Origin of the sequence: Micromonospora peucetia, assembly GCF_900091625.1 — a bacterium.
Lineage (GTDB): Bacteria > Actinomycetota > Actinomycetes > Mycobacteriales > Micromonosporaceae > Micromonospora > Micromonospora peucetia.
Genome location: NZ_FMIC01000002.1, coordinates 4118102 through 4142533 on the forward strand (window position 1 = coordinate 4118102; position 24432 = coordinate 4142533).

The window sequence follows — 24432 nt, forward strand, 5'->3', positions numbered from 1 at the left end:
TCACGCCCGCAACGCCCCGACGACATCGAGCAGCTGGGTCACGCCCGCCGACCGGTCGGTCAGGTGCAGCCGCAGCACCGGACGTTCCCGCTCGGCCAGGGCCTGCCGGTCGCCGGCGGCCTGCGCCGCCTGCAACTCCCCGAAGGTGTACGGCCGCCCCGGCACCGGCAGGTCGTCGACGACCGCCCCGGTGAGCTGGAGGTAGCTTCCGACCTGCGGGCCGCCCTTGTGGTACTGGCCGGTGGAGTGCAGGAACCGCGGCGCCCAACCGAAGGTGACCGGCCGTCCGGCGGCACCGGCCAGCAGCGGCCGCAGCCGGGCCGCGTCGGCGTCGGCGAACCGGTCGAGGTACGCCATCACCGCGAGGTATCCGTCGTCGCCGGTCCCGTCGACCAACTGGCGGAGCACGCCGGCCAGGTCACCCGGGGCGCCCTGCGGCGCGTACACCTCGATCGCACCCTCGGTGAACGACGGCGTCTCAGCCGGCGGACCCGAGGCGAGGATCCGGTTGGTGTTCTCCTTCGACTCGGTGACGTTGGGCTGGTTGAACGGGTCGATGCCGAGCACCACGCCGGCGATGGCGGTGGCGTACTCCCAGGCCAGGAAGTGCGCGCCGAGCGGGCCGTTGACCGCCACGTCGGCGTCGACGCCGCCACCGGGGACGGCACCGGCGGTCAGCGCGCCGCCGTAGGTCACGGTGAGCACGTCGTCGCCGGCGGCGCCGGGGCTCTGCGGCGACTCCACGACGACCGGCAGGATGCCGACGCCGGCCTTGCCGGTGGACTCGGCGATCAGCTGCTCGGCCCAGTCGCCGAGGCCCTCGATACCGGTGCCGTCGGAGATCAGGGCGACCTTGTCCCGGCCCATGGTGGCCGCCGCCCCGAGGGCCGCGCCGAGCGCCAGGGCCGGATTGTCGCGGTCCCCGCCCAGCGACCGCGCCAGCCCCTCCGCCTCGTCGATCAGCTCGGCCACCTCGACGCCGGCCAGCGCCGACGGGACCAGCCCGAACGCGGTCAGCGCCGAGTAACGACCGCCCACGTTCGGGTCGGCGAGCACCGTGAAAGCGCCCATCTCGGCGGCGGTGGCCTCCAGCGGCGAGCCCGGGTCGGTGACGACGACGAAGTGCCGACCGGCCTCCGCCTCGGTCATCCCCGCGTCGAGGAACGCCTGCCAGTAGGCCCGGCGGTGGCTGTCGGTCTCGACCGTCGAGCCGGACTTGCTGGCCACCACGACCACGGTGCGCTCCAGCCGGTCGGCCAGCGCCGCCCGGACCTGCCCCGGGTCGGTGGTGTCGAGCACGGTCAGCTGCTTGCCGAGGGTGCGGGCGATGACCTCGGGGGCCAGCGAGGAGCCGCCCATCCCGGCGAGCACCACGTGGTCCAGGTCGGCCAGCTCCGCCCTCAGCTCGGCGAGCTGGGGGAGCAGATCGCGGCTGCGCAGGTGGGTGTCCACCCAGCCGAGGCGGATCTTCGCCTCGGCCTCGGCGTCCGGACCCCACAGGGTCGGGTCCTTCGCGGCCAGCTTGCCCGGCACGCCGGCGTTGACCAGCGCGTCCCGGGTGGAGGCGGGAGCTGCCTTGTCGACCGTGTCGGCCCCGTGCACGGAGAGCCCGGCGGCGGCCTCGACCGCCCCGGCGAGCAGGTCGCTCACGCCTCGACCTCGCTTCGCTCTGCGGCGGCGCGAGGCGCCGCACTGCACCCGATGGTTCGCTCGCTCCGCTCGCTCACGCGTTGCCTCCCGCCTGCTGGGCGGCCCGCGCGTTGCCCTTTGCTGCGTCGCCCGGGTGGCCGGTGCCCCGGCCCGCGGCTGACAGCGACTTGCGGACGCCGTCGAGCAGCTCCAGCCAGCTCGCCTCGAACTTCTCCACGCCCTCGCGCTCCAGGGTCTCGATCACGCCGGCCATGTCGACCCCGACCGACTCCAGGTCCGCGAAGACCTTGCGGGCCTCGTCGTACGAGCCGGTGATGGTGTCGCCGCGGGTCTCGCCGTGGTCGGCGTACGCGTGCACGACGGGCTCCGGCATGGTGTTGACCGTGCCGGGGGCGACCAGTTCCTCGACGTAGATGACGTCCCGGTAGTCCGGGTTCTTGGTCGAGGTGGAGGCCCACAGCGGCCGCTGCGGGTGGGCGCCGGCGTCCGCGAGGGCCTGCCAGCGGTCGGAGGAGAACACCTCGCCGTAGCGCTCGTACGCCAGCTTGGCGTTGGCGACGGCGGCCTTGCCGCGCAGCGCCTTGGCCTCGGCGGAGCCGATCTTCTCCAGTTGCTTGTCGACCTCGCTGTCGACCCGGGAGACGAAGAACGAGGCGACCGAGCCGATCTTGGACAGGTCGTGCCCGTTCGCCTTCGCCTGCTCCAGGCCGGCCAGGAACGCCTCCATCACCTGGGAGTAGCGGTCCAGCCCGAAGATCAGCGTGACGTTGACGCTGATCCCTTCCGCCAGGGTGGCGGTGATGGCCGGCAGGCCCGCCTCGGTGGCCGGGATCTTGATGAAGAGGTTCGGCCGGTCGACCAGCCACCACAGGGCCTTGGCCTCGGCGACGGTCTTGTCGCTCTCGTGGGCCAGCCGCGGGTCCACCTCGATGGAGACCCGGCCGTCGACCCCGGCGCTGCGCTCGTACGACGGGTGCATCACGTCGCAGGCCCACCGCACGTCGTAGGTGGTGAGCATCCGCACGGCCTCTTCGACCTCCACCCCACGGGTGGCGAGGTCGCGCAGTTGCCAGTCGTACTCGTCGGCGTCGCCCAGTGCCTTGGCGAAGATCGTCGGGTTGGTGGTCACCCCGGCCACGTGCTTCTCCCGGCGGAGCTGGTCCAGCCCGCCGGAGGACAGCCGTACCCGGGAAAGGTCGTCGAGCCAGACCGCCACGCCCGCGGCGGTGAGTTCACTCAGCCTGTCCGTCATACCGTCCACGCTCCCCTCAGTTGCCGGTCGTGAAACCGGTGATGTCGCCCATCCGGGTCAACGCCGCGTGCGCGGCGGCCACGATCCGGTCGGGGGTGAATCCGAACTGCTCGAAGAGCACGGAGTGCGGGGCACTCGCGCCGTAGTGCTCCAGGCTGACGCTCTCGCCGCAGTCGCCGACGATGCCGCGCCACGACATGGCGATGCCCGCCTCCACGCTCACCCGTGCCTTTACCCCACGGGGCAGCACCGACTCCCGGTACGCCTCGTCCTGCTCGAAGAACCACTCCTGGCAGGGCATCGAGACGACCCGGGTCGGGGTGCCGTCGGCCTCCAGCCGCTCGCGCGCGGTCAGGCAGAGCTGCACCTCGGAGCCGGTGCCGACGATGATCACCTGTGGCTTGCCGTTGGACGCCTCGGCCAGCACGTAGCCGCCCTTCGCCACGCCCTCGGCGCCGGCCAGGGTCGACCGGTCCAGCGTCGGCAGCGCCTGCCGGCTCAGCGCCAGCGCGGTCGGCCGGTCGGTGTGCTCCAGGGCCTGCCGCCAGGCCCAGACCGTCTCGTTGGCGTCGGCCGGACGGACCACGTCCAGGCCCGGGATGGCGCGCAGCGCGGTCAGGTGTTCCACCGGCTGGTGGGTGGGGCCGTCCTCGCCGAGGCCGATCGAGTCGTGCGTCCAGACGTAGACCACCGGCAGCTTCATCAGCGCGGCGAGCCGCACCGACGGACGCATGTAGTCGCTGAACACCAGGAAGGTGCCGCCGTACGGGCGGGTGCCGCCGTGCAGGGTGATGCCGTTGAGGATCGCGCCCATGGCGTGCTCGCGGATGCCGAAGTGCAGCGTGCGGCCGTACTCGTGGCCCGGGAAGTCCTTGGTGGCGTGGACGGCGGGGACGAACGACGGCTCGCCCTTCATGGTGGTGTTGTTGCTCTCCGCCAGGTCGGCCGAGCCGCCCCACAGCTCCGGCAGCACCGGGGCGAGCGCCTCCAGGACCTTGCCGGAGGCGGCCCGGGTGGCGATGCCCTTGGCGTCGGCCGGGAACTGCGGCAGCGCCTCGGTCCAGCCGGTCGGCAGGACCCGTCCGGCCATCCGGTCGTACAGCGCCGCGCGCTCCGGGTTGGCCTTCGCCCAGCCGTCGAACGCCGTGGTCCACTCCTGCTCGGCCCGGGCGCCGCGCTCCATCACCAGGCGGGCGTGCCCGAGCACCTCCTCGTCGACCTCGAAGGACCGGGCCGGGTCGAAGCCGAGGAGCTGCTTGGTGGCGGCCACCTCGTCGCCGCCCAGCGCCGAACCGTGGATCTTGCCGGTGTTCTTCTTGTTGGGCGCGGGCCAGCCGATGATGGTGCGCAGGGCGATGAAGGAGGGGCGGCCGGTCTCGGCCTTCGCCGCCAGCAGCGCCCGGTGCAGGGCCTCGACGTCCTCGTGGTAGTCGCCCTGGTCGGCGTCACCGGCGCGCCAGTCGACCGTCTGCACGTGCCAGCCGTACGCCTCGTAGCGGGCCGCCACGTCCTCGCTCTTGGCGATCCGGGTGTCGTCCTCGATGGAGATCTCGTTGTCGTCGTAGATCACCGTGAGGTTGCCGAGCTGCTGGTGCCCGGCGAGCGCGCTGACCTCGTGGCTGATGCCCTCCTCGATGTCGCCGTCGGAGGCGATGCACCAGATGTCGTGGTCGAAGACCGACCGCCCCGGCTCGGCCTCCGGGTCGAACAGACCGCGCTCGCGGCGGGCCGCCATCGCCATGCCGACCGCGTTGCCGAGGCCCTGCCCGAGCGGCCCGGTGGTGGTCTCCACGCCGGGCGTGTGCCCGTGCTCGGGGTGGCCGGGGGTCAGCGAGCCCCACTGCCGCAGCGACTTCAGGTCCTCTAGGGCGAGCGGGTAGCCGGAGAGGAAGAGCTGGATGTAGAGGGTGAGGCTGGAGTGGCCCGCGGAGAGCACGAAGCGGTCCCGGCCGGGCCAGTTCGGGTCGGCCGGGTTGTGCCGGATCACCCGGTTGAAGAGCAGGTAGGCCGCGGGCGCCAGGCTCATCGCGGTGCCCGGGTGGCCGTTGCCGGATTTCTCCACGGCATCCATGGCCAGCACGCGGACGGTGTCGACGGCCCGGCGGTCGAGGTCGGACCAGTTGAGTGCGGGGTGCTCGGGTCGGTTGGCAGCCACGATGGTTGTGCTCCTCGGCAGATGGGCGGAACCCTCACTGATGACCCTATCGAGCGGTCCTAAACGTCCGCCCAGGGATCTCTGCATGCAGGTCTGTACCGGTCCGCGCTGGTCGGCGGTCCGCCACGACGGTGTGACGGCCCGCACCGTTGTCGGGTCGCCCGGGCAGCCAAAACGACAACGCGTAGTGTGTGGTGCGGTGTGTGGCCCGTGCCGGGCCCGACCCGATCTGACCTCCCCTGCCGACGCCGGAAGGTGGCAATCCGTGAGCATGATCACCGAGCGCCCCGTGAGCAACTCTGCCGGGCAGCCGCCGGTGCCGGCCGCGGAGACGTCGGCGGTCGCCCGCCGGGACATCCGCGCGGTGGTCGCGGCGTACGTGACGCTGACCAAGCCGCGGATCGTGGAACTGCTCCTCGTCACCACGGTGCCGGCGATGATGCTCGCGGACGGCGGCATGCCGTCGCTCTGGCTGGTGGCCGTGGTGCTGGTCGGCGGTTCACTCGCCGCCGGCGCGGCCAGCGTCATCAACTGTTACATCGACCGGGACATCGACCAGTTGATGCGGCGCACCAAGCGCCGCCCGCTGCCGACGCACACCGTGACGCCGCGCAACGCGCTGATCTTCGGGCTGGTGCTGGCGACGGTGTCGGTCGCGTTGATGGCGGCGTTCACCAACCTGCTGGCCGCCGGGCTCACGCTGGCCGCGATCCTCTACTACGACGTCGTCTACACCCTCTGGCTCAAGCGCACCACGACGGCGAACACGTTCTGGGGCGGGGCCTGCGGGGCGGCGCCGGTGCTGATCGGCTGGGCGGCGGTGACCGGGACGCTCTCCCCGGCCGCGTGGGCGCTCTTCGCGGTGGTCTTCTTCTGGCAGATGCCGCACTTCTACCCGCTGGCGATGAAGTACAAGGACGACTACGCCCGCGCCGGCATCCCGATGCTGCCGGTGGTGGCCTCCACCCGGCGGGTGAACGCCGAGATCATCGGCTTCGCCTGGCTGACTGTGGCGTCCTCGCTGGCCGTGTGGCCGCTGGGGATGAGCCTGATCTACGGCGTGCCCGCAGCGGTGGTCGGCGCCATCTTCGTGGTGGAGGCGCACAAGCTCGCCCGGCGGGTGGCGCGGGGGCAGGCCGTCAAGCCGATGCGGCTGTTCCACTGGTCGACGACCTACCTGACCATCCTCTTCGCCGCCGTCGCGCTTGACGCACTGATCTGATTCCGGTGCGGCTCGGCTCGGTTGACCCGCCCGGTCCGGCCCTGGCCGGCTGTCGTGCCGGAAAATCAGCATCGTGTATGGCTTGTCCGGGTTTCTTGTTACATCGGTGACACCATCAGCATGGGTCCGGAACCGCTCGGATGCCCCGAGCGGGACCGGTTCGGGACGAGGTTTTGGACTCATAAGTCCGGATGAAACTGGGCAAATTGCCTTTGGTCTTCCTTAAACCCGCAGGTAATCGGTATCACAAAAGGTTCATGGTTCTCGCCCGCCCGGGTGGAAGTCTGCTTACGCTTCGCGTCATGGCAGATGGTTCCGATACGACGCTGACCGCCGAGCAGGCCGCCGCTCAGGCCCCGCAGGGCCTGGTCGCGGGCATCAAGTCGTTCGCCGCCGGTCACGGCGGGGCGAAGGCGGTCATCGAGTACGTCGGCAAGCGTGGCGCGCGCATCGTCCTCGTGGGCGAGGACGGAGTGTGGGGCGACCAGTTCGCCGACGACACCGGCGTGGCGCGGCAGGCCTGCGCGAAGGCGGGAGTCACCGTCGAGAACGCCTGGGAGCGTGAACTGATGGACCAGATGCGTCCGAGCAACGACCTCTGGCGGTCGATGGCCCGGCGCACGATGGCCCGTTGACATAAGTTGACCCACCACCACCAGCCGACCCGGGGGAAACCCCGGGTCGCTCTCGTAACCTGTGCCGAACTGCCCGACCTCGATCCCGACGACCGGCTGCTGCTCGACCCGCTGGCGCGCCGGGGCGTGACCGTCGAGGTGGTGGACTGGGCCGAGCCGACCGCCGACTGGCGGGCGTACGACCTGGCGGTGCTCCGCTCACCGTGGGACTACGCGCTGCGGCGCGACGAGTTCGTCGCCTGGGCGTCGGAAGTCCCCGCCCTGGCCAACCCGGCCGACGTGGTGCGCTGGAACACCGACAAGCGCTACCTGGGCGAGCTGTCCACGGCCGGGGTGCCCACCGTGCCGACGTCCTGGATCGCACCGGGGGAGAGCTGGCGACCGCCCGCCACCCGTGGCGAGTACGTCGTCAAGCCGGCCGTCAGCGCGGGCAGCCAGGACACCGGCCGCTACGACCTGGCCGACCCGGAACACCGGGAACTGGCCAGGGCGCACGTGCGGCGGCTGTCGGCCGCGGGCCGGCTGGCCATGGTGCAGCCGTACCTCGACGCGGTCGACACGGCCGGCGAGACGGCGCTGCTCTTCGTGGCCGGGCCGGACGGCCCGACGTTCAGCCACGCCATCCGCAAGGGCCCGATGCTGACCGGCCCGGACCTCGGCCTCGACGGGCTGCACAGGCCCGAGGAGGTCACCGCCCGCACCGCCACCCCGGCGCAGCTGGCGGTGGCGGACCGGGCCCTCGCGGCGGTGCCCGGCGGGCCAGGGCGGCTGCTCTACGCCCGGGTGGACCTGATCCCGGGCCCGGACGGCGCGCCGGTCCTGGTGGAGCTGGAACTCACCGAGCCGTCGCTGTTCCTCGCCCACGCCACCGGAGCCGCCGACCGCCTGGCCGACGCGATCCTCGCCCAGCTGGGCCGCGCTGCCGGCTGACCGGCTCCGGGGCCTGCCGCCGTCGGGCTGCGGGGCTGAATGCCCTCAGGGTGGGCAGGCTGCGGGGCCGGCGGCCGGCGGGACCGTCGTCAGGCGGCGACCGGGACGGCGCGGTCGACGGGGTACGGAGTCGGGGTCGACCCGACCGGGTGCCGCTCGCGGGTGGACCACTGCATCGAGAGGGTGGCCAGCAGCACCAGGCAGGAACCCAGCATGTGCGCGCCCACCAGCAGCGCCGGCAGGTTCGTGAAGTACTGCACGAAGCCGATCAGGCCCTGACCCAGCTCCACCGCGACCAGCACCACCGCGGCCCGGGCGGCCCGCTGCGCGCCGACCGCGCGGAAGGCGAAGACCAGCGCCACGGAGAGGCCGATCAGCAGGAAGACGCTGTCGGCGTGCACCTGGGAGATCGTCTCCGGGTCGAGCCCGTTGCGGGCGGCGCCGTGGTCGCCCGCGTGCGGGCCGCTGCCGGTGACCCAGGTGCCGATCACCAGTACGGCCGCGCTGACCACGGTGGTGAGCGCGGCCAGGGTCCGCAGCGGGGCCGGCACGACGGCCACCGCCGGGCCCGCCGGATCCTTGATCCGCCGCCACAGCGCGTACGCGGCGGCGATCACCAGCATCGAGGCGAGGAAGTGCAGGCCGACCACCCACGGGTTGAGGTTGGTGAGCACGGTGATGCCGCCGACGACCGCCTGGGCCGGGATGCCGAAGAGCACGGCGACCGCGAGCGGGACCAGTTCCCGGCGCCGGGGGCGGTGCAGCAGCACGGCCACCAGCACCGCCAGCGCGATGATGCCGACCGCGAAGGTGAGCAGGCGGTTGCCGAACTCGATCGCCCCGTTGATGCCCATCTCGGCGGTCGCCACGTACGACTCGTCGGTGCACCGGGGCCAGGTGGGGCAGCCGAGGCCGGAGCTGGTGAGGCGGACGGCCCCGCCGGTGACGACGATGCCCACGTTCGCGATGATCGAGGCGAGCGCGAGACGGCGCAGCAGAGCGGTGGAGACCGGGAACCGGACGGATCGCATCACGGCGCAAATCCTACGCATCGTAGTTGAGCGCGATCGGGTGACTCCGTCCGTGCGGTGGTTCGGATCACCGGGCCCCGGGTTTGCGGGTCCCGGGTGAATTACGTAACGTTGGCGTTGTGAAAAACGCGGCGGCGCTCTCCAGGCTCCAGCCGGCGGTCGCCCCGGCCGCCGGTCAGTCCGCGTCCGTCGCGGATCTCTCCACCCGTGACCGGGTCACCCAGCTGCTGCTGGAGCGGGGTGCGACCACCGCCGGGCAGCTCGGTTCGGCGCTCGGGCTCAGCCCGGCCGCGATCCGCCGGCACCTCGACGCGATGCTCGCCGACGGTGACGTGCTCGCCCGCGACCAGACCATCCGCGGCCACCGGGGTCGGGGCCGGCCGGCGAAGGTGTTCGTGCTGACCGACGCGGCCCGGGGCCGCTGCGGCACCCACCACTACGACAACATGGCCACCGCCGCGCTGCGTTGGATCGCGCGCAACGGCGGCTCGACGGCGGTGGAGGCGTTCGCCACCGATCAGGTCGCCGCCCTGGAGACCCGCTGCCAGGCCGCCATGGAGGACGCCGGCGACGACCCGCTCGCGCGGGCCGAGGCGCTCGCCGGGGCGCTGACCGCCGAGGGTTACGCTGCGAACGCGTCTACGATCGCCTCCGGCGGCCAGCTCTGCCAGCACCACTGCCCGGTGGCGCACGTGGCCGCCGAGTTTCCCCAGCTGTGCGAGGCCGAGACCGCGGTGATCTCCCGCCTGGTCGGCACCCACGTGCAGCGCCTGGCCACCATCGCGCACGGCGACGGGGTGTGCACCACGCACATCCCGACCCAGCCGAGGCGCGTCCAGTCCGCCAAGACCGTCACCACTGTGAGGACAGATAGATGACCGAGCAGATCGTCCAGCCCCTGACCCAGGAAGAGCAGCTTGCCGCCCTGGGCCGTTACGAGTACGGCTGGGCCGACTCCGACGTCGCCGGGTCGGTTGCCCAGCGTGGCCTCAACGAGGCGGTGGTACGGGACATCTCGGCCAAGAAGAGCGAGCCGGCCTGGATGCTCGACCTGCGGCTCAAGGGCCTGCGGCTGTTCGGTCGTAAGCCGATGCCGGCCTGGGGCGCCGACCTCACCGGGATCGACTTCGACAACATCAAGTACTTCGTGCGGTCCACGGAGAAGCAGGCCACCAGCTGGGAGGACCTGCCCGAGGACATCAAGAACACCTACGACCGGCTGGGCATCCCCGAGGCGGAGAAGCAGCGGCTGGTCGCCGGTGTCGCGGCGCAGTACGAGTCCGAGGTCGTCTACCACAAGATCCGTGAGGACCTTGAGGAGCAGGGTGTCATCTTCCTGGACACCGACACCGCGCTGCGCGAGCACGAGGACGTCTTCAAGGAGTACTTCGGCACGGTGATCCCGGTCGGCGACAACAAGTTCGCCGCGCTGAACACCTCCGTGTGGTCCGGCGGCTCGTTCATCTACGTGCCGAAGGGCGTGCAGGTGGAGATCCCGTTGCAGGCCTACTTCCGGATCAACACCGAGAACATGGGCCAGTTCGAGCGGACGCTGATCATCGTCGACGAGGGCGCGTACGTGCACTACGTCGAGGGCTGCACCGCGCCGCTGTACTCCTCCGACTCGCTGCACAGCGCGGTCGTGGAGATCATCGTCAAGAAGAACGCCCGGTGTCGCTACACGACCATCCAGAACTGGTCGAACAACGTCTACAACCTGGTCACCAAGCGCGCCGTGTGCCACGAGGGCGCGACCATGGAGTGGGTCGACGGCAACATCGGCTCCAAGGTCACCATGAAGTACCCGGCGGTCTACATGACCGGCGAGCACGCCAAGGGCGAGGTGCTCTCGGTGGCCATGGCCGGCGAGGGCCAGCACCAGGACGCGGGCGCCAAGATGGTGCACGCCGCGCCGCACACCTCCTCCACCATCATCTCCAAGTCGATCGCCCGGGGCGGCGGACGCACGTCCTACCGCGGCCTGGTCCAGGTGCTGGAGGGTTCGCACAGCAGCCGGAGCACGGTCAAGTGCGACGCGCTGCTGGTCGACACCATCTCCCGCTCGGACACCTACCCGTACGTCGACATCCGCGAGGACGACGTGTCGATGGGGCACGAGGCCACCGTCTCCAAGATCAGCGACGACCAGCTCTTCTACCTGATGAGCCGGGGCCTGAGCGAGGACGAGGCGATGGCGATGATCGTGCGCGGCTTCATCGAGCCGATCGCCAAGGAGCTTCCGATGGAGTACGCCCTGGAGCTCAACCGCCTGATCGAGCTCCAGATGGAGGGCGCGGTCGGCTGACCCCGCCCGGTCCCCGCGCGGCCCGGACCCGTCGCGCCGCGTTGTGACCAGCCCGACCGACCCTCCGACCAATCGCAGACCAGACCAAGGAAGAGATGACTACCCAGGCTTCCGCGCCGCCCAGCACCAAGTCGCAGGCGCTCCGCTCGTACGACGTCGCCGACTTCCCGGCCCTCACCGGCCTGGAGGAGGAGTGGCGTTTCACCCCGCTGAAGCGGCTGCGCGGCCTGCTCGACGGCGCAGTCTCCGACGAGTCGGCCCACTGGCCCGCCCACGAGTACGGGCAGCTGCCCGAGGGCGTCCGTATCGGGAGCCTGGCGAAGGACGACCCGCGCCGGGGCAGCGTCCTGACCCCGGTCGACCGGATCAGCGCGCGCGCCTACGGCGAGTCGGATCTCGGCCTGCTGGTCGAGGTGGCCCGGGAGGCGGTGGTCGCCGAGCCGGTGATCGTCACCGTGCACGGCGGGCCGTCGGAGGTGGTGGCCTTCGCGCACACCTTCGTCGACGTCGGCGCGCTCTCCGAGTCGGTCCTCGTGCTGCGGTACGTGGACAGCGGCACCCTGGCCGACAACGTCGAGGTGAACGTGGCCGACGGGGCGAAGCTGACCCTGGTCACCCTCGCCGAGTGGGACGACGACGCGGTGCAGGCCCAGCACCTGAAGATCAAGCTGGGCCGGGACGCCAAGGTGGTGCACGTCCAGGTCTCCCTCGGCGGCGACCTGGTCCGGCAGTACACCTCGGTGGAGTACACGGCCCGGGGCGGCGAGGCCGAGCTGTACGGCCTCTACTTCGCCGACTCGGGTCAGCACCTGGAGCACCGCCAGTTGGTCGACCACACCGTGCCGGACTGCCGCAGCTACGTCGGCTACCGGGGTGCCCTACAGGGCGAGAGCGCGCGTACCGTCTGGGTGGGCGACGTGCTGATCCGCGCCGAGGCGACCGGCACCGACACGTACGAGATCAACCGGAACCTGCTGTTGACCGACGGCGCGCGGGCGGACTCCGTACCCAATCTGGAGATCGAGACCGGCGAGATCGCCGGCGCCGGGCACGCGAGTGCGACCGGCCGCTTCGACGACGAGCAGCTGTTCTACCTGATGGCCCGGGGGATCCCGGAGGCCGAGGCGCGGCGCCTGGTGGTCCGCGGCTTCTTCGCCGAGCTGATCAACAAGATCCCGGTCGAGTCGCTGCGTGAGCGCCTGGGGGACGCCATCGAGGCCCGACTCACCAAGGCCGGCGCCTGATGATCCGCCTCTGCTCCACCGAGGACGTGCCGAAGGGCACCGTGGTCAGCGCGGACGTCGACGGCACCCCGATCGCACTGGTGCACGGCGAGGACGGCGCCTTCTACGCCATCTACGACGAGTGCTCGCACGCCGCGGTCCCCCTCTCCGAGGGTGAGGTCGAGGGCTGCACGCTGGAATGCTGGCTGCACGGATCCCGTTTCGACCTGAGGACCGGCGAGCCGACCGGGCTGCCCGCCACCGAACCCGTTCCCGTCTATCCCGTCGAAGTCCGCGACGGCGACATCTACCTTCCCGTGGGCGCCGACGGCCGCCCGACGTCGAGCAATGGAGTGACCCGATAATGAGCACCCTGGAGATCCGTGACCTGAAGGTGTCGGTCAAGCTGCCCGAGGGTGAGCTCAAGCCGATCCTCGATGGGGTGAACCTGACGGTTAAGTCGGGGGAGACCCACGCGATCATGGGACCGAACGGCTCGGGCAAGTCCACCCTGGCCTACTCGATCGCCGGCCATCCCAAGTACGAGATCACCGGCGGCACGGTGACCCTCGACGGCGAGGACGTGCTGGCCCTGTCCGTCGACGAGCGGGCCCGCGCCGGCCTCTTCCTGGCCATGCAGTACCCGGTCGAGGTCCCCGGCGTCTCGGTGGCGAACTTCCTGCGGACCGCCAAGACCGCCATCGACGGCGAGGCGCCCAAGCTGCGCACCTGGGGTGGCGAACTGCGCGGGGCCATGCAGCGCCTCCAGATGGACCCGGCGTTCGCCCAGCGCAACGTCAACGAGGGCTTCTCCGGCGGCGAGAAGAAGCGGCACGAGATCGTGCAGCTGGAGCTGCTCAAGCCGAAGATCGCCATCCTCGACGAGACCGACTCCGGCCTCGACGTGGACGCGCTGCGGGTGGTCAGCGAGGGCGTGAACCGGGTCCGCGACACCGGCGACACCGGGCTGCTGCTGATCACCCACTACACCCGGATCCTGCGCTACATCAAGCCGGACTTCGTGCACGTCTTCGTCGCCGGCCGGATCGTCGAGCAGGGCGGCCGGGAGCTGGCCGACAAGCTCGAGGAAGAGGGCTACGAGCGGTACGTCGCCGGAGCCGGCGCTGCACGGGCCTGAGTCCTTTCGGAGAATGGGTGGGCCGGCCGACATGACTTCCATCGCGATCCCGTCGGGGATGCCGCAGTACGACGACGTGCCGCGTTACGACGTGGCGCAGGTGCGCGCCGACTTCCCGATCCTCGACCGGGAGATCAACGGGCACCGGCTGGTCTACCTCGACAGCGCCAACACCTCGCACAAGCCGCGGCAGGTGCTCGACGTGCTCGGCGAGCACTACGCGATGCACAACGCCAACGTGTCCCGCTCGGTGCACACCCTGGGCACCGAGGCCACCGAGGCGTACGAGGGCGCGCGGGCGAAGATCGCCGCGTTCATCAACGCGCCCAGCGTGGACGAGGTGGTGTTCACGAAGAACTCCACCGAGGCGATCAACATCGTCGCGTACGCGTTCTCCAACGCCTCGCTGCGACCCGACGCCTCCGCGCCGGGTGCTCCGTCCCACGGGACGGACGACCGGTTCCGGCTCGGCCCCGGTGACGAGGTGGTGATCTCCGAGATGGAGCACCACTCGAACATCGTCCCGTGGCAGCTGCTCTGCGAGCGTACCGGCGCGACCCTGCGCTGGTTCCCGGTCACCGACCAGGGGCGGCTGGACGAGTCGGGGCTGGAGGACCTGGTCACCGAGCGGACGAAGATCGTTTCGCTGGTGCACATGTCCAACATCCTGGGCACGGTCAACGCCACCGCGCGGATCACCGCGCGGGTCCGCGAGGTGGGGGCGCTGCTGCTGCTCGACTGCTCCCAGTCGGTGCCGCACATGCCGATGGACGTGGTCGACTACGACGCCGACTTCATCGTCTTCACCGGGCACAAGATGTGTGCCCCGACCGGCATCGGCGTGCTCTGGGGCCGCTCGGAGCTGCTCGCGGCGATGCCCCCGGTGTTCGGCGGCGGGTCGATGATCGAGACGGTCAGCATGGCACGGTCGACGTTCGCCGCGCCGCCGGCCCGGTTCGAGGCGGGCACTCCGCCGATCGCCGAGGCGGTCGCGCTCGGTGCGGCCGTCGACTACCTCACCGGCATCGGGATGCGGGCCATCCAGTGGCACGAGAAGGAGCTGACGGCGTACGCGCTGGACGCCCTCGCCACGGTGCCCGGCCTGCGGATCTTCGGGCCGACCGTGCCGGTGGGCCGGGGCGGCACCATCTCGTTCGCCCTCGGCGACATCCACCCGCACGACGTCGGGCAGGTGCTCGACTCGCTCGGCGTGCAGGTGCGGGTCGGCCACCACTGCGCCAAGCCGGTGTGCACCCGGTACGGCGTGCCGGCCATGACGCGGGCCTCGTTCTACCTCTACACCACCACCGAGGAGATCGACGCCCTGGTGGTGGGCCTGGAGCAGGTGCGGAAGGTGTTCGAGTGAGCGGCGACGCAGGAGCCCGCGGATCGACGGGAGTTCAGCCTGATGCAGCTTGAATCTCTTTACCAGGAGATCATCCTGGACCACTACAAGCACCCGCACGGCCGCGGCCTGCGCGACCCGGACGCCACGGGCACCCGGGTCGCCGAGGCGCACCACGTCAACCCGACCTGTGGTGACGAGGTGACCGTCCGGGTGGCGACCGACGGCGAGGTGCTGCACGACGTCTCGTACGACGGCATGGGCTGTTCGATCAGCCAGGCGTCGGCGAGCGTGCTGCACGAGCTGCTGGTGGGCCGGGGCGCGGGTGACGCGTTCCGGGTGCACGAGGCGTTCGTCGAGTTGATGTCCGGCCGTGGCCAGGTCACGCCGGACGAGGACGTGCTCGGTGACGGGGTCGCGTTCGCGGGCGTCGCCCGCTACCCCGCCCGGGTCAAGTGTGCGCTGTTGCCGTGGATGGCGTTCAAGGACGCCGCGGCACGCGCCGGCGTGGGCGTGAGCCCTTCGGAGGTTGAGGCATGAGTAGCGAGGACACCGCCACCGAGGCGACCCCGGCGACCGAGGGCGTGACCGCCCCGGCCGAGAACGCCGCGCCGGCCGCCGCCGCGTCGGCCGAGAACGGTGCGTCGGCCGAGAACGCCGCGCCGGCCGCCAGGGGTAAGGCCGCCGTCGCCGACGTCGAGGAGGCGATGAAGGACGTCGTCGACCCCGAGTTGGGTATCAACGTGGTCGACCTCGGTCTGGTGTACGGCGTACACGTCGGCGACGACAACGTCGCCACCCTGGACATGACGCTGACCTCGGCGGCGTGCCCGCTGACCGACGTGATCGAGGACCAGGCCCGGCAGGCGCTGACCACCGGCCCGGGTGGCGGCCTGGTCGACGACATGCGGATCAACTGGGTGTGGCTCCCACCGTGGGGACCGGACAAGATCACCGATGAGGGACGCGACCAGCTCCGTTCCCTCGGTTTCAACGTCTGACCCGATCCCGGTCAGGTCCTCGTCGAGCGCGGTACCCGTACGGGTACCGCGCTCGATTCTGCCCGGCCCCACCTCCCCACCCACTGGCGTTCCCAAGGGGCTACCCATGATCGTTTGATGCCCCACCGGGCTTCGGACCGCGTCTCGGCCGGGCCGACGTCAACAGATCGTGGGCGTACGATCAGCGCGGCGTTCGCGGTGGCGATGCTGCTGCCCGGCTGAGCCGCAGGAGGTCCGGTGCCGTAGGTTCGGCGTATGAGCAGCCGACCCGCAGCCGGGGGCGGCCGGTGGGTCGAGGTCGACCCGGGTCGGGTCGCCCGGTGGGTCGAGGGCTTCGCCGACCGGCACGGCCCGCCCACCACCACCGTCCAGGGGTACGGGCTGCTGCTCGCCGCCCCGGACGGCGCGACCGTCGAGCTGCACACCCCGCCCGGCGCACCGGCCACCTCGGACGTGCCCGACTTCGTGACCGCCGCGACCACGCCACGCCGGATCGGCCTGCTGCTCGCCCGCAAGGGTGCGGTGGCGGTGGGCGTCGCGGCGGGGGCGGAGCTGGTGGTCTCCAAGGTGGACACCCGCTACGTGCAGGGGCGTACCGCCGCCGGTGGCTGGTCCCAGCAGCGCTTCGCCCGGCGGCGCCACAACCAGGCGAAGGCGGCGCTGGGCGACGCGGCCGAGCTGGCCGTACGACTGCTGCTGCCGGAGGTGTCGTCGTTGGACGCGCTGGTCTGCGGCGGCGACCGGCGGGCGGTGGACACCGTGCTCGCCGACCGGCGGCTCGCCCCACTGGCGGCGCTGCGCGCCGACCGGCTGCTGGACGTGCCCGAGCCCCGGCGCGCCGTGCTGGTCGACGCGATCGCCGGGGCCCGCGCGGTCCGGGTCCTGGTGCGTGATCCCGTGCCGTCCTGACCACGGGGCACGGCGATGCCGGCGGGGTACGGCACCGATCGGGTCCGGTCGTCGTCCGGCGGACGCACTAGGCTGGGCGCGAGGGTGGAAGGAGCCAGGATGGCGGAGACGGCCGCGGCCGACGTCACCGTGTCTGGCGCCAGGGGCGACGGAATCCCGCCGTACCCCGGTCCCACCGGCGCGCAGGCCGTCGACGATCTGGCCGCGGAGAGCCTGGGCCACCGGATCCGGCGGCTGCGCGTGGCCCGGGGCCTGACCCAGCAGCAGATCGTCGGTTCCCGCTACACCCGGGCGTTCCTGGGCGCCGTGGAGTCGGGCGCCCGCGCGCCCAGCCCCGAGGCACTGGCCTACTTCGCCGACCGGCTCGGGCTGCCGGTCGACGACCTGCGCCACGGCCGGCCGGCGAACGCGACCGCTCAGCTCGCCGCCGAACTGGCAGCGGCCCGCCGGGACCTCTCGGCGGGCCGGTTGGACGCCGCCGAGCGGGCGCTGACCGGGATACGCGGCCGGGCGGATCGCTACCGACTGTCCGAACTGGCCGGTTGGGCCGGGTATCAACTGGCGGAGGCCCAACTGCACCGTGGCCTGACCGAGGATGCCGCCGCCCGGTACGACGAGCTGGCCGAGGGGCTGCCCGACGGGTGCCCGGCGCTGCACGCGGCGGTGCTGGCCCGGCAGGCGTACTGCCTGCTGGTCGCCGGGGACGCGCCGCGGGCGGTGGCGATCCTGGAGGGCGGGCTGCGTGCCCTGCGGGCGGCCCCGCCGGCCGACGCCGACGCCGAGCTGCGGCTGACCAACGCGTTGATGTACACGTTCCTCGAACTGAGCTGGCGCGATCGGGCCCGGCGGTTGGAGCGGGAGGTGTCACCCCTGCTCACCCGGGTGACCAACCGGGAGTGGGTGGCGCAGTTCCACGCCACCGTCGGGCAGTTGCGCCGCGACGGCGAGCTGGACGAGGCGGACCGGCACCTGAGGGAGGCCGGTCGCCGCTACACCGAGCTGGGGCTCACCCGTGAGGTGGCCCTGTGCCAGTGGGCCCGTGGTTACGTGTTGCTGCGGGCCGGGCGGCCGGGGGAGGCGGGGACGGAGTTGCGGCGCGCCCGGGAGACGTTGGGCGCCGTCGGCGCGGTGCTCGACCACGCCGGGGCGACCCTGGAACTGGCCGAGGCCCGCCGGCGGGAGGGTGCCCTGGCCGAGGCGGGTGAGCTGGCCGAGGAGGCGGCCCGGACGGCGGCCGCCAGCGACCACCGGGAGATCATGGCCGAGGCCGACCGGGTACGCGGGCTGGTGCGGGCCGCCCAGGGCGACGACGACCAGGCCCGGCGGCTGCTGCTGCGGGCGGTCGACCGGTACGAGCGGGCCGGCCTGATGGGGGACGTGGTGATCACCTGCCGCCATCTCGCCGAGCTGTTGCTGGCCCGGGCGGAGCGGGCCGAGGCGGCGGCGGTGCTCCGTCGTGGCCTGCGTGCGGCGGAGCGCCTGTCGTGACCCGACCGGAGCGTGTCGTGGCGGGGGCCGGCGGGTTGGGCGTACGCCTTCAGCGGCTGCGGGCGGCACGAGGGCTCACCCAGCGCGCCCTGGCCGAGCCCCGGTACACGGCGGCCTACGTCTCCGCGGTGGAGGGTGGTCGCCGGGTGCCCTCCGCCGACGCCGTCGCCCACTTCGCCGAGCGGCTCGGGGTCACGTCGGCTGACCTGACCACCGGCCGTTCACCGGCCGACGTGGTGCGCCTGCGACTCAGGCTGGTCGGCGCGGATCTGGCCGGGTCCACCGACGAGGCGTCCGCCGTCTGCCGGGAGGTGGCCGAGGCCGCCGCCGAGCTGGACGAACGGGTCCTGGAGGCGCGTGCCCGGCTCGGTCTGGCCGGTGTCGCGTTGCGTCGCGACGATCCCGACGTCGCGTCGGCCGAGGTGGACCGGGCGGAGGCACTGCTGGCCGGGGCGCCGGGGCACGTACGCGCCGAGGCGGCGGCCGGCCGTGCCGCGGTGGTGTACCACGCGGGTGATCCCCGGTACGCCCGCTACCTGCTCACCGAGGCGCGGGACGCGTTGGCGCGGGACGGCTATCCGGATCCGTCGACCCTGTTGATCCTGCACGCGGAGTTGGCGCTCTGCCATGTCGCGCTCGGCGAGGAGGAGGCGGCGGCGGAGGCCGCCGGGCAGTCCCTGGCGCTGGCGGTGCTGGCCGCGCCGGCCCGGGTGGCCGATCTGCACCTGACCGTCGCGGGCTCGTTGCTCGCCTCGGGACGGACGGCGGAGGCCGCCGTCGCCGCGGAACAGGCCCGTCAGGCGGCCCGGCAGGTCGCCATGAGGGTGCAGTTGGCGTGCTGCCACCGGGCCCGGGGCCAGGGGCGACGGGCGGCCGGCGACCTGGCCGGTGCTCTCGCCGACCTGGCGACGGCGCACGCGGCGCTGGCGGATGCCGGGCAGCCGACGCCGGCCCGGGAGATCGGCGTGGAACTGGCCGAGGTCTACCACGCGCTGGGGCAGCCGGAGCGTGCGGAGGCGCTGCTGTGCGACGCCGCCGATTCTCACCGAGCGGTGCCGGCACGACCACCGGCTCTGGGCGGCGACGCGGTGGTGGCGGCCCGCGCCGACCGGGTGCGTGGCCTGCTGCGGGCTGACGCCGACGACCGGCCCGGCGCCGAGCGGCACCTGCGGGCGGCGGCCGAGGGTTATCGGGCGGCCGGGCGACGCCGCGAGCTGGCGGCGGTGGTGCTGCTGCTGGCGGACCGGTTGGATCAGTGGGGCCGGCCCGGGGACGCGCTCGACCTGCTCCGCGACGGGCTGCACCAGGTGGAGCGGCTCGGTGAGCGGGTCGCCGTACTCCGCGCCACGGGCTGAGCCGCGAGCAAAGGCGTCGCCGTGGGCCCGTACGGCCGGATCTGTCGTGGCCGCCGCCCCACGCCCCCGTCGCGGACCCGGTCGCCGGTCGCCCGTCCGCCTCCCGTGAGAGGACGGGCGACCGGTCCGTCGCGGTCTCGCGTCAGTCCCGGGCCCAGAGCGCCGGCGTGTTCGGCGGTTCCCAGCCCGGCTGGGCGGTGTGTGCCTGGAGGCAGCGGTATCCGACGCCGCCGTAGGTGACCCGGGCACCGGCGGGGTAGACGGTGCCGGGCGCCCAGGTTCCGCCGGGGGCGGTGCCGGTCGGGGTGGGCGTGGGACCGGAGGTCACGTTGAGGACGAAGTCGAAGGTCGCCTCCCGGCCGCCGCTCACCGTGCGTACCGTCATCAGCAGTTCGGGGTCGAAGATCGGATCGGTGTTGTTGCGGGGTTCGCCGGGGAAGTACAGCTGGGTGGTGAGCACCGGCCGGTTCGGTGCCTGCGCCTTGACGTGGATGTGCCGGGTCCGCCCGGGATAGAGACCCGGCACGATCGTGCTGAGCCGGTACGCGCCCGAGGCGTCGGTGAACTGGTGGCCGCGCATGCGGTAGCCGGTGTTGTCGTATCCGCCGTTGGCGTCCGCCTGCCAGAAGTCCAGCAGCACGTTGGGGATCGGCCGGCAGTCCAGCCCGAACACGTGGCCGGCGACGGTGAGCCGGGTGCCGACGGTGCCGGCCTCGACGAGCGAGGCGCGCCGCGGTGAGTTCGGCTTGAAGTAGGGGCCCTCCATCTGCGGCGGCGTCGGGTCGTCGCCGTCGTCGCAGTACGGGGTGAGCGGTGGCGTCGATGCCGGGGCGCCCGCCGCCGCACCCACCGCCTGCGCGGCCCCGGCGACGAGGAACGGGGCGGGCAGAGCCAGCGCCGCCGCCCTCAGCACGCTCTTGCGTGTCACGCCGCTTTGCGGACGGTCGCCCAGCTCCTGCGCGTCGCTGTCTGCACCGTTCATGACGTTCCTCCTCGTGGGGGCGGATGTCCTGGCCCAGTCGGCCGTGCGGTCCCGGAGCTCCGGGCCGGCGCGGCTGGCGACTCGACGCTATTGACAGGCATCAGGGCGTGTCGATGTGCGGAAGGGCGGGATCGTGGTGTTTTCCACCGTGCCGCCGGAACGCGCCGGGGGAGTCACCGGCCTCGCGACGGAAGAAACGGCAGAAGTACGCGGGGTCGGCGAAGCCGAGCCGGTCGGCGATCGTGGCCACGGTGAGGTCGGTCCCGGTGAGCAGGCGTTTCGCCTCCAGTACCCGGGCGCGGCGGATCAGCCGGGCCGGGGTGGTTCCGGTGGCCAGCGGCACCGCGTCGTTGAGGTGGCGCACCGACACGCCCATCCGGCGGGCGTACGCGCGGGGCGGCTCGCCGACCAGGTCCGGCTCGGCGAGCAGTTCCTCGAAGCGACGGGCCGTCTCGGCGGCCCGGTGGTGGCAGGTGCCGGCGTCGGGGGCGGGGCCGGGGGCCGGCAGTGTCGGGCGGGACCGGAGCACCTCGGTGAGCAGGAGGTGCAGGTAGGCCCGCAGGGTGCTCTCCCGGCCCGGTCCGCCCCGGCGGTACTCGGTGGTCGTCCAGCGCAGCAGGGTGGCGATCCTCCTCGCCTGGGCGGTGTCGCGGGGGCGCCAGGAGCGGTGGCCCGAGCGGTGCAGCGCGTCGCGGTCCGCCGGGAAGGTCAGCAGGAACTCGGCGTCGCAGAGCAGCACGTGCCCCCGCAGGTCGTGCTGGTCCCGCCAGTGGTGCACCTGGCCGGGCGTGACGACGAACAGGTGCGGCGGCCGGACGTGGTGGGTTTCGAGGTCGATGACGTGCGCCGCCCGGCCGTGGGTCACGTACACCAGCTCGTAGAAGGTGTGCCGGTGCGGGAAGCCGGCGCGGGACAGCGGGCCGATCTCGTCGAAGCTGCCGACGGCGAAGGGCAGCTTGTCCGGCGTGGGCACCGCCAGGTTGTGCCGGGGCAGCGCCGGCGACCGACCGTCGACGGTCTGTCGTGATCGGACCGACGGGGTCCGGTGGACGGCCGGGTCGGGCTTGCGCGACGGGGACACGGGCAGCTCCCTGCGCTGACGAGGGCGGACTCTGATCGACCGACACCTGTATTGACGGCGTCGTATGTCTAACCTACGGTGATGGCAACAGAGTTAACAACAATTGTTTTCTCTCTAGTAGCGCACCGCCGGGGCGGCTGTCGCACGGCACTGCGTGCCTGCTCGTGCCCGGTCGCTTCGATCTCCCACATTGTCCTGACCGCGAGGAGACCCCCATGCTCCGACGAACAGTCACCGTGGCGGCAACTACCCTGAGTGCCGCCGCCCTGGTGCTGACCGTGGCCCTGACCGCCCAGGCCAGTGCCGAACCCGCCCCCGCGTCCACCGCCCCGCTCGCCGCCCCCGACGGCGTCGCCCCCGAGATGTTCGCCGCCCTGCAACGGGATCTGCGGCTGACCCCGGCCCAGGCCCGCGCCCGCCTCGACGTCGACGACCGGGCCGGCCGGGTGCAGCAGGTGCTGCGGGCGACCCTCGGCGCCCGCTACGGCGGCACCTGGGTCGCCGACGGTGGCGCCACCGTCTCGGTCGGCGTCACCAGCGCCGCCGACGCAGATTCGGTGCGTAACCTCGGCGCGGTCCCGGTCCCGGTGACGTACACCGAGCGTGCCCTGGACGGGGCTGTCGACCGGCTGAACCGCAGGGCCGCCGCCGCGCCGGCCGCCGTCGTCGGCTGGTACGCCGACCTTCCCGGCAACGCCGTCGTGGTCCTCGCCCGGGACGGCGGCACGGCTGCGGCCCGGTCCTTCGCCACCGCCGCCGGGCTGCCGGGCGGTGCGCTGCGGGTCCAGGTCAGCACGGAGGCCCCGAAGCCGTACGCCGACGTGATCGGCGGCAACGCCTACTACACCGGCAGCAGCCGGTGCTCGATCGGGTTCTCGGTGAACGGCGGTTTCGTCACCGCCGGACACTGCGGACGGGTCGGGGCCCGCACCTCGCAACCGGGCGGCACGGTACGCGGCTCCACGTTCCCCGGCCGGGACTACGCCTGGGTGCAGGTGGACGCCGGGAACACCCCGCGCGGACTGGTGAACGACTACCGCGGCGGAACGGTGGCGGTGGCCGGCAGCACCGAGGCCGCCGTGGGCGCTGCGGTCTGCCGGTCCGGTTCCACCACCGGGTGGCGCTGCGGCACCATCCAGCAGAAGAACGCCTCGGTGACCTATCCGGAGGGCACGGTGAGCGGGCTCACCCGGAGCAACGCCTGTGCCGAGCCCGGCGACTCCGGCGGTTCGTGGCTCTCCGGCGCCCAGGCCCAGGGGGTCACCTCGGGTGGCTCCGGCAACTGCAGCACCGGCGGGACGATGTACTTCCAGCCGGTCAACGCGATCCTGGCGGCGTACGGGCTGAGCCTGGTCACCACCGGCGGCCCCGGGCCGACCCCCACGCCCACCCCGACCGGCAACCCGCCGGGCGGCACGACCTGGCAGGTCGGCACCGCGTACGCGGCGGGGGCGACGGTGAGCTACGCCGGGGTGTCCTACCGCTGCCTCCAGGGCCACACCGCGCAGTCGGGTTGGGAGCCGCCCACCGTGCCGGCGCTCTGGCAGCGGGTCTGAACACCGCTCCTGCGTAACGCGCTACGGGCCCGGTCGCCGAAACGACCGGGCCCGTAGCGTGCCTGTTGCGGAGGAACAGGGGTCAGACCGCCCCACCCGCCGTCGTCACAGCGGCGCGCTGAAGGTGTCGCAGGACTTCGGGTCGCCGGTGGAGTAGCCCCGGGTGAACCACTCCTTGCGCTGCGCGGACGAGCCGTGGGTGAACTCGTCCGGGTTCACCGGCCGGTTGGCCCGATCGGAGATGGCGTCGTCACCGATCTTCTCGGCGGTGTCGATTGCCTGCTGGATGTCCTGCTCGCTGATGCTGGTGAAGATCTTCTGGCCGCCGGAGTCGGCGGTGCCGGTGGCGTTCTTCGCCCAGGCGCCGGCGTAGCAGTCGGCCTGCAACTCCAGCTTCACCGAGAGCGCGTTCGCGTTGTCCGGGTCGCGCTGCTGCTGGCGACGCATCTGGGCCTCGGTGCCGAGCAGGTCCTGCACGTGGTGGCCGTACTCGTGGGCGAGCACGTACGGCTGGGCGAACTCACCTTCGGCCCCGAGTTGCCGGGCGAGCACCTGGTAGAAGGTGAGGTCGATGTAGACCAGGTCGTCGGCGGGGCAGTAGAACGGGCCGACGCCGGAGTCGGCCTGCCCGCAGGCGGTGTTGACGCCCTGGCTGAAGAACACCGTCCGGGACGGGCGGTACTGCTCGCCGAACGCCTCGGGCAGGGCCTTCTGCCAGTACGCCTGGATGGAGTTGACGTAGAGCGCGTTGCGGCAGTCGAGCTGCTGGAGCGCGTCGTCGGCCGAGCACTTCTGCTCCAGCGACGTGTTGTCACCCTGCGGCTCGTCGCCGCCGCTGGTGGCCGCGTTCAGGCCGAAGCCGCCGCCGACGAGCGCGACGAGCACGGCGATGACGAGGCCGACGATGCCGCCCCGGCCGCCGCCGATCGGGATGGGGATGCCGCCCCGCCCGCCGCCCCCGCCGGATCCTCGCCGGTCGTCCACCTGGCTGGTGTCGATCCGTGCGTTCTCGTTCAGCTCCATGTCTACCCCGATCACCGTCTGATCCGTTTTGGTGGTTGCGGTACCGGACCGGGTCCGGACGGCGTTTCGGTACCCGATGATCTTGATCGGTAATCCGGCGGGGCGGCCGGGCGGCGCCCGGTACACTTGACCCGTGCTGCTCTGCGAAGGC

Annotated in this window: 22 protein-coding genes; 15 read left to right on the forward strand and 7 right to left on the reverse strand. The window is 72.4% G+C overall.

Going from position 1 to position 24432, the window contains the following annotated elements; translation table 11 throughout:
• The 3 genes from GA0070608_RS19195 to tkt form a co-directional block, all read right to left on the reverse strand.
• Complete coding sequence (locus GA0070608_RS19195) at nucleotides 1-1650, reverse strand: glucose-6-phosphate isomerase (RefSeq protein WP_091629963.1); 1650 nt, start codon at nucleotides 1648-1650, stop codon at nucleotides 1-3.
• Nucleotides 1651-1723: 73 nt separating this feature from the next.
• On the reverse strand, nucleotides 1724-2902 hold the full coding sequence (gene tal / locus GA0070608_RS19200) for a transaldolase (protein ID WP_091629964.1): 1179 nt from the start codon (nucleotides 2900-2902) through the stop codon (nucleotides 1724-1726).
• Nucleotides 2903-2918: 16 nt separating this feature from the next.
• Nucleotides 2919-5057 carry a transketolase gene (gene tkt, locus GA0070608_RS19205; protein WP_091629965.1) on the reverse strand — a complete coding sequence of 713 codons (2139 nt, stop codon included), beginning with the start codon at nucleotides 5055-5057 and terminating at the stop codon, nucleotides 2919-2921.
• A gap of 265 nt (nucleotides 5058-5322) precedes the next feature.
• Here tkt and GA0070608_RS19210 point away from each other — a divergent pair, with 265 nt between their 5' ends.
• The 3 genes from GA0070608_RS19210 to GA0070608_RS19220 all read left to right on the forward strand — a co-directional run bounded on the left by GA0070608_RS19210 (nucleotide 5323) and on the right by GA0070608_RS19220 (nucleotide 7844).
• Nucleotides 5323-6279 (forward strand): heme o synthase, encoded by a 957-nt coding sequence (locus GA0070608_RS19210; protein WP_091629966.1) that lies wholly within the window; start codon nucleotides 5323-5325, stop codon nucleotides 6277-6279.
• Between the two features lie 302 nt (nucleotides 6280-6581).
• Nucleotides 6582-6914, forward strand: coding sequence for a hypothetical protein (locus GA0070608_RS19215; RefSeq protein WP_091629967.1), 333 nt, complete (start codon nucleotides 6582-6584; stop codon nucleotides 6912-6914).
• A gap of 6 nt (nucleotides 6915-6920) precedes the next feature.
• Nucleotides 6921-7844, forward strand: coding sequence for an ATP-grasp domain-containing protein (locus tag GA0070608_RS19220; protein WP_091629968.1), 924 nt, complete (start codon nucleotides 6921-6923; stop codon nucleotides 7842-7844).
• 89 nt (nucleotides 7845-7933) lie between these two features.
• Here the strand turns inward: GA0070608_RS19220 and GA0070608_RS19225 are convergent, their stop codons facing one another.
• On the reverse strand, nucleotides 7934-8896 hold the full coding sequence (locus GA0070608_RS19225; RefSeq protein ID WP_091629969.1) for a COX15/CtaA family protein: 963 nt from the start codon (nucleotides 8894-8896) through the stop codon (nucleotides 7934-7936).
• A 98-nt stretch (nucleotides 8897-8994) separates the two neighbouring features.
• Here GA0070608_RS19225 and GA0070608_RS19230 point away from each other — a divergent pair, with 98 nt between their 5' ends.
• The 11 genes from GA0070608_RS19230 to GA0070608_RS19280 all read left to right on the forward strand — a co-directional run bounded on the left by GA0070608_RS19230 (nucleotide 8995) and on the right by GA0070608_RS19280 (nucleotide 19639).
• Nucleotides 8995-9753 (forward strand): helix-turn-helix transcriptional regulator, encoded by a 759-nt coding sequence (locus tag GA0070608_RS19230; RefSeq protein WP_091629970.1) that lies wholly within the window; start codon nucleotides 8995-8997, stop codon nucleotides 9751-9753.
• Nucleotides 9750-11180: a Fe-S cluster assembly protein SufB gene (gene sufB, locus GA0070608_RS19235; protein ID WP_091629971.1), complete on the forward strand. Its 1431-nt coding sequence runs from the start codon at nucleotides 9750-9752 to the stop codon at nucleotides 11178-11180. The genes GA0070608_RS19230 and sufB overlap by 4 nt, the downstream gene beginning before the upstream one ends.
• 95 nt (nucleotides 11181-11275) lie before the next feature.
• Nucleotides 11276-12424: a Fe-S cluster assembly protein SufD gene (gene sufD / locus GA0070608_RS19240; RefSeq protein ID WP_091629972.1), complete on the forward strand. Its 1149-nt coding sequence runs from the start codon at nucleotides 11276-11278 to the stop codon at nucleotides 12422-12424.
• Nucleotides 12424-12768 carry a non-heme iron oxygenase ferredoxin subunit gene (locus GA0070608_RS19245; protein WP_091629973.1) on the forward strand — a complete coding sequence of 115 codons (345 nt, stop codon included), beginning with the start codon at nucleotides 12424-12426 and terminating at the stop codon, nucleotides 12766-12768. Before sufD ends, GA0070608_RS19245 begins: the two co-directional genes overlap by 1 nt.
• On the forward strand, nucleotides 12768-13541 hold the full coding sequence (gene sufC / locus GA0070608_RS19250; RefSeq protein WP_091629974.1) for a Fe-S cluster assembly ATPase SufC: 774 nt from the start codon (nucleotides 12768-12770) through the stop codon (nucleotides 13539-13541). Before GA0070608_RS19245 ends, sufC begins: the two co-directional genes overlap by 1 nt.
• A 31-nt stretch (nucleotides 13542-13572) precedes the next feature.
• Nucleotides 13573-14907: a cysteine desulfurase gene (locus GA0070608_RS19255; protein WP_091635509.1), complete on the forward strand. Its 1335-nt coding sequence runs from the start codon at nucleotides 13573-13575 to the stop codon at nucleotides 14905-14907.
• A gap of 42 nt (nucleotides 14908-14949) precedes the next feature.
• Nucleotides 14950-15426, forward strand: a complete 477-nt coding sequence (sufU, locus tag GA0070608_RS19260; protein ID WP_091629975.1) for a Fe-S cluster assembly sulfur transfer protein SufU — start codon at nucleotides 14950-14952, stop codon at nucleotides 15424-15426.
• Nucleotides 15423-15887: a metal-sulfur cluster assembly factor gene (locus tag GA0070608_RS19265; protein WP_091629976.1), complete on the forward strand. Its 465-nt coding sequence runs from the start codon at nucleotides 15423-15425 to the stop codon at nucleotides 15885-15887. The genes sufU and GA0070608_RS19265 overlap by 4 nt, the downstream gene beginning before the upstream one ends.
• Nucleotides 15888-16142: 255 nt before the next feature.
• Nucleotides 16143-16796 carry an acVLRF1 family peptidyl-tRNA hydrolase gene (locus GA0070608_RS19270; RefSeq protein ID WP_091629977.1) on the forward strand — a complete coding sequence of 218 codons (654 nt, stop codon included), beginning with the start codon at nucleotides 16143-16145 and terminating at the stop codon, nucleotides 16794-16796.
• Nucleotides 16797-16895: 99 nt separating this feature from the next.
• Nucleotides 16896-18284: a helix-turn-helix domain-containing protein gene (locus GA0070608_RS19275; protein WP_176733760.1), complete on the forward strand. Its 1389-nt coding sequence runs from the start codon at nucleotides 16896-16898 to the stop codon at nucleotides 18282-18284.
• A complete protein-coding gene (locus GA0070608_RS19280; protein WP_091629979.1) occupies nucleotides 18281-19639 on the forward strand; it encodes a helix-turn-helix domain-containing protein in 1359 nt (452 codons plus the stop codon). Before GA0070608_RS19275 ends, GA0070608_RS19280 begins: the two co-directional genes overlap by 4 nt.
• 142 nt (nucleotides 19640-19781) lie before the next feature.
• Here GA0070608_RS19280 and GA0070608_RS19285 read toward each other — a convergent pair whose 3' ends face one another.
• Complete coding sequence (locus GA0070608_RS19285; RefSeq protein ID WP_091629980.1) at nucleotides 19782-20621, reverse strand: dioxygenase family protein; 840 nt, start codon at nucleotides 20619-20621, stop codon at nucleotides 19782-19784.
• A 100-nt stretch (nucleotides 20622-20721) separates the two neighbouring features.
• Nucleotides 20722-21702 carry a helix-turn-helix domain-containing protein gene (locus GA0070608_RS19290; protein WP_218107528.1) on the reverse strand — a complete coding sequence of 327 codons (981 nt, stop codon included), beginning with the start codon at nucleotides 21700-21702 and terminating at the stop codon, nucleotides 20722-20724.
• Nucleotides 21703-21917: 215 nt separating this feature from the next.
• Between GA0070608_RS19290 and GA0070608_RS19295 the strand changes: the two genes are divergently transcribed.
• Nucleotides 21918-23258 carry a carbohydrate-binding protein gene (locus tag GA0070608_RS19295; protein ID WP_091629981.1) on the forward strand — a complete coding sequence of 447 codons (1341 nt, stop codon included), beginning with the start codon at nucleotides 21918-21920 and terminating at the stop codon, nucleotides 23256-23258.
• A gap of 105 nt (nucleotides 23259-23363) precedes the next feature.
• Here GA0070608_RS19295 and ypfJ read toward each other — a convergent pair whose 3' ends face one another.
• The gene (ypfJ, locus tag GA0070608_RS19300; protein WP_091635517.1) at nucleotides 23364-24281 is read right to left on the reverse strand and encodes a KPN_02809 family neutral zinc metallopeptidase; all 918 of its coding nucleotides are present in this window, start codon (nucleotides 24279-24281) and stop codon (nucleotides 23364-23366) included.
• Nucleotides 24282-24432 lie beyond the last annotated feature (151 nt).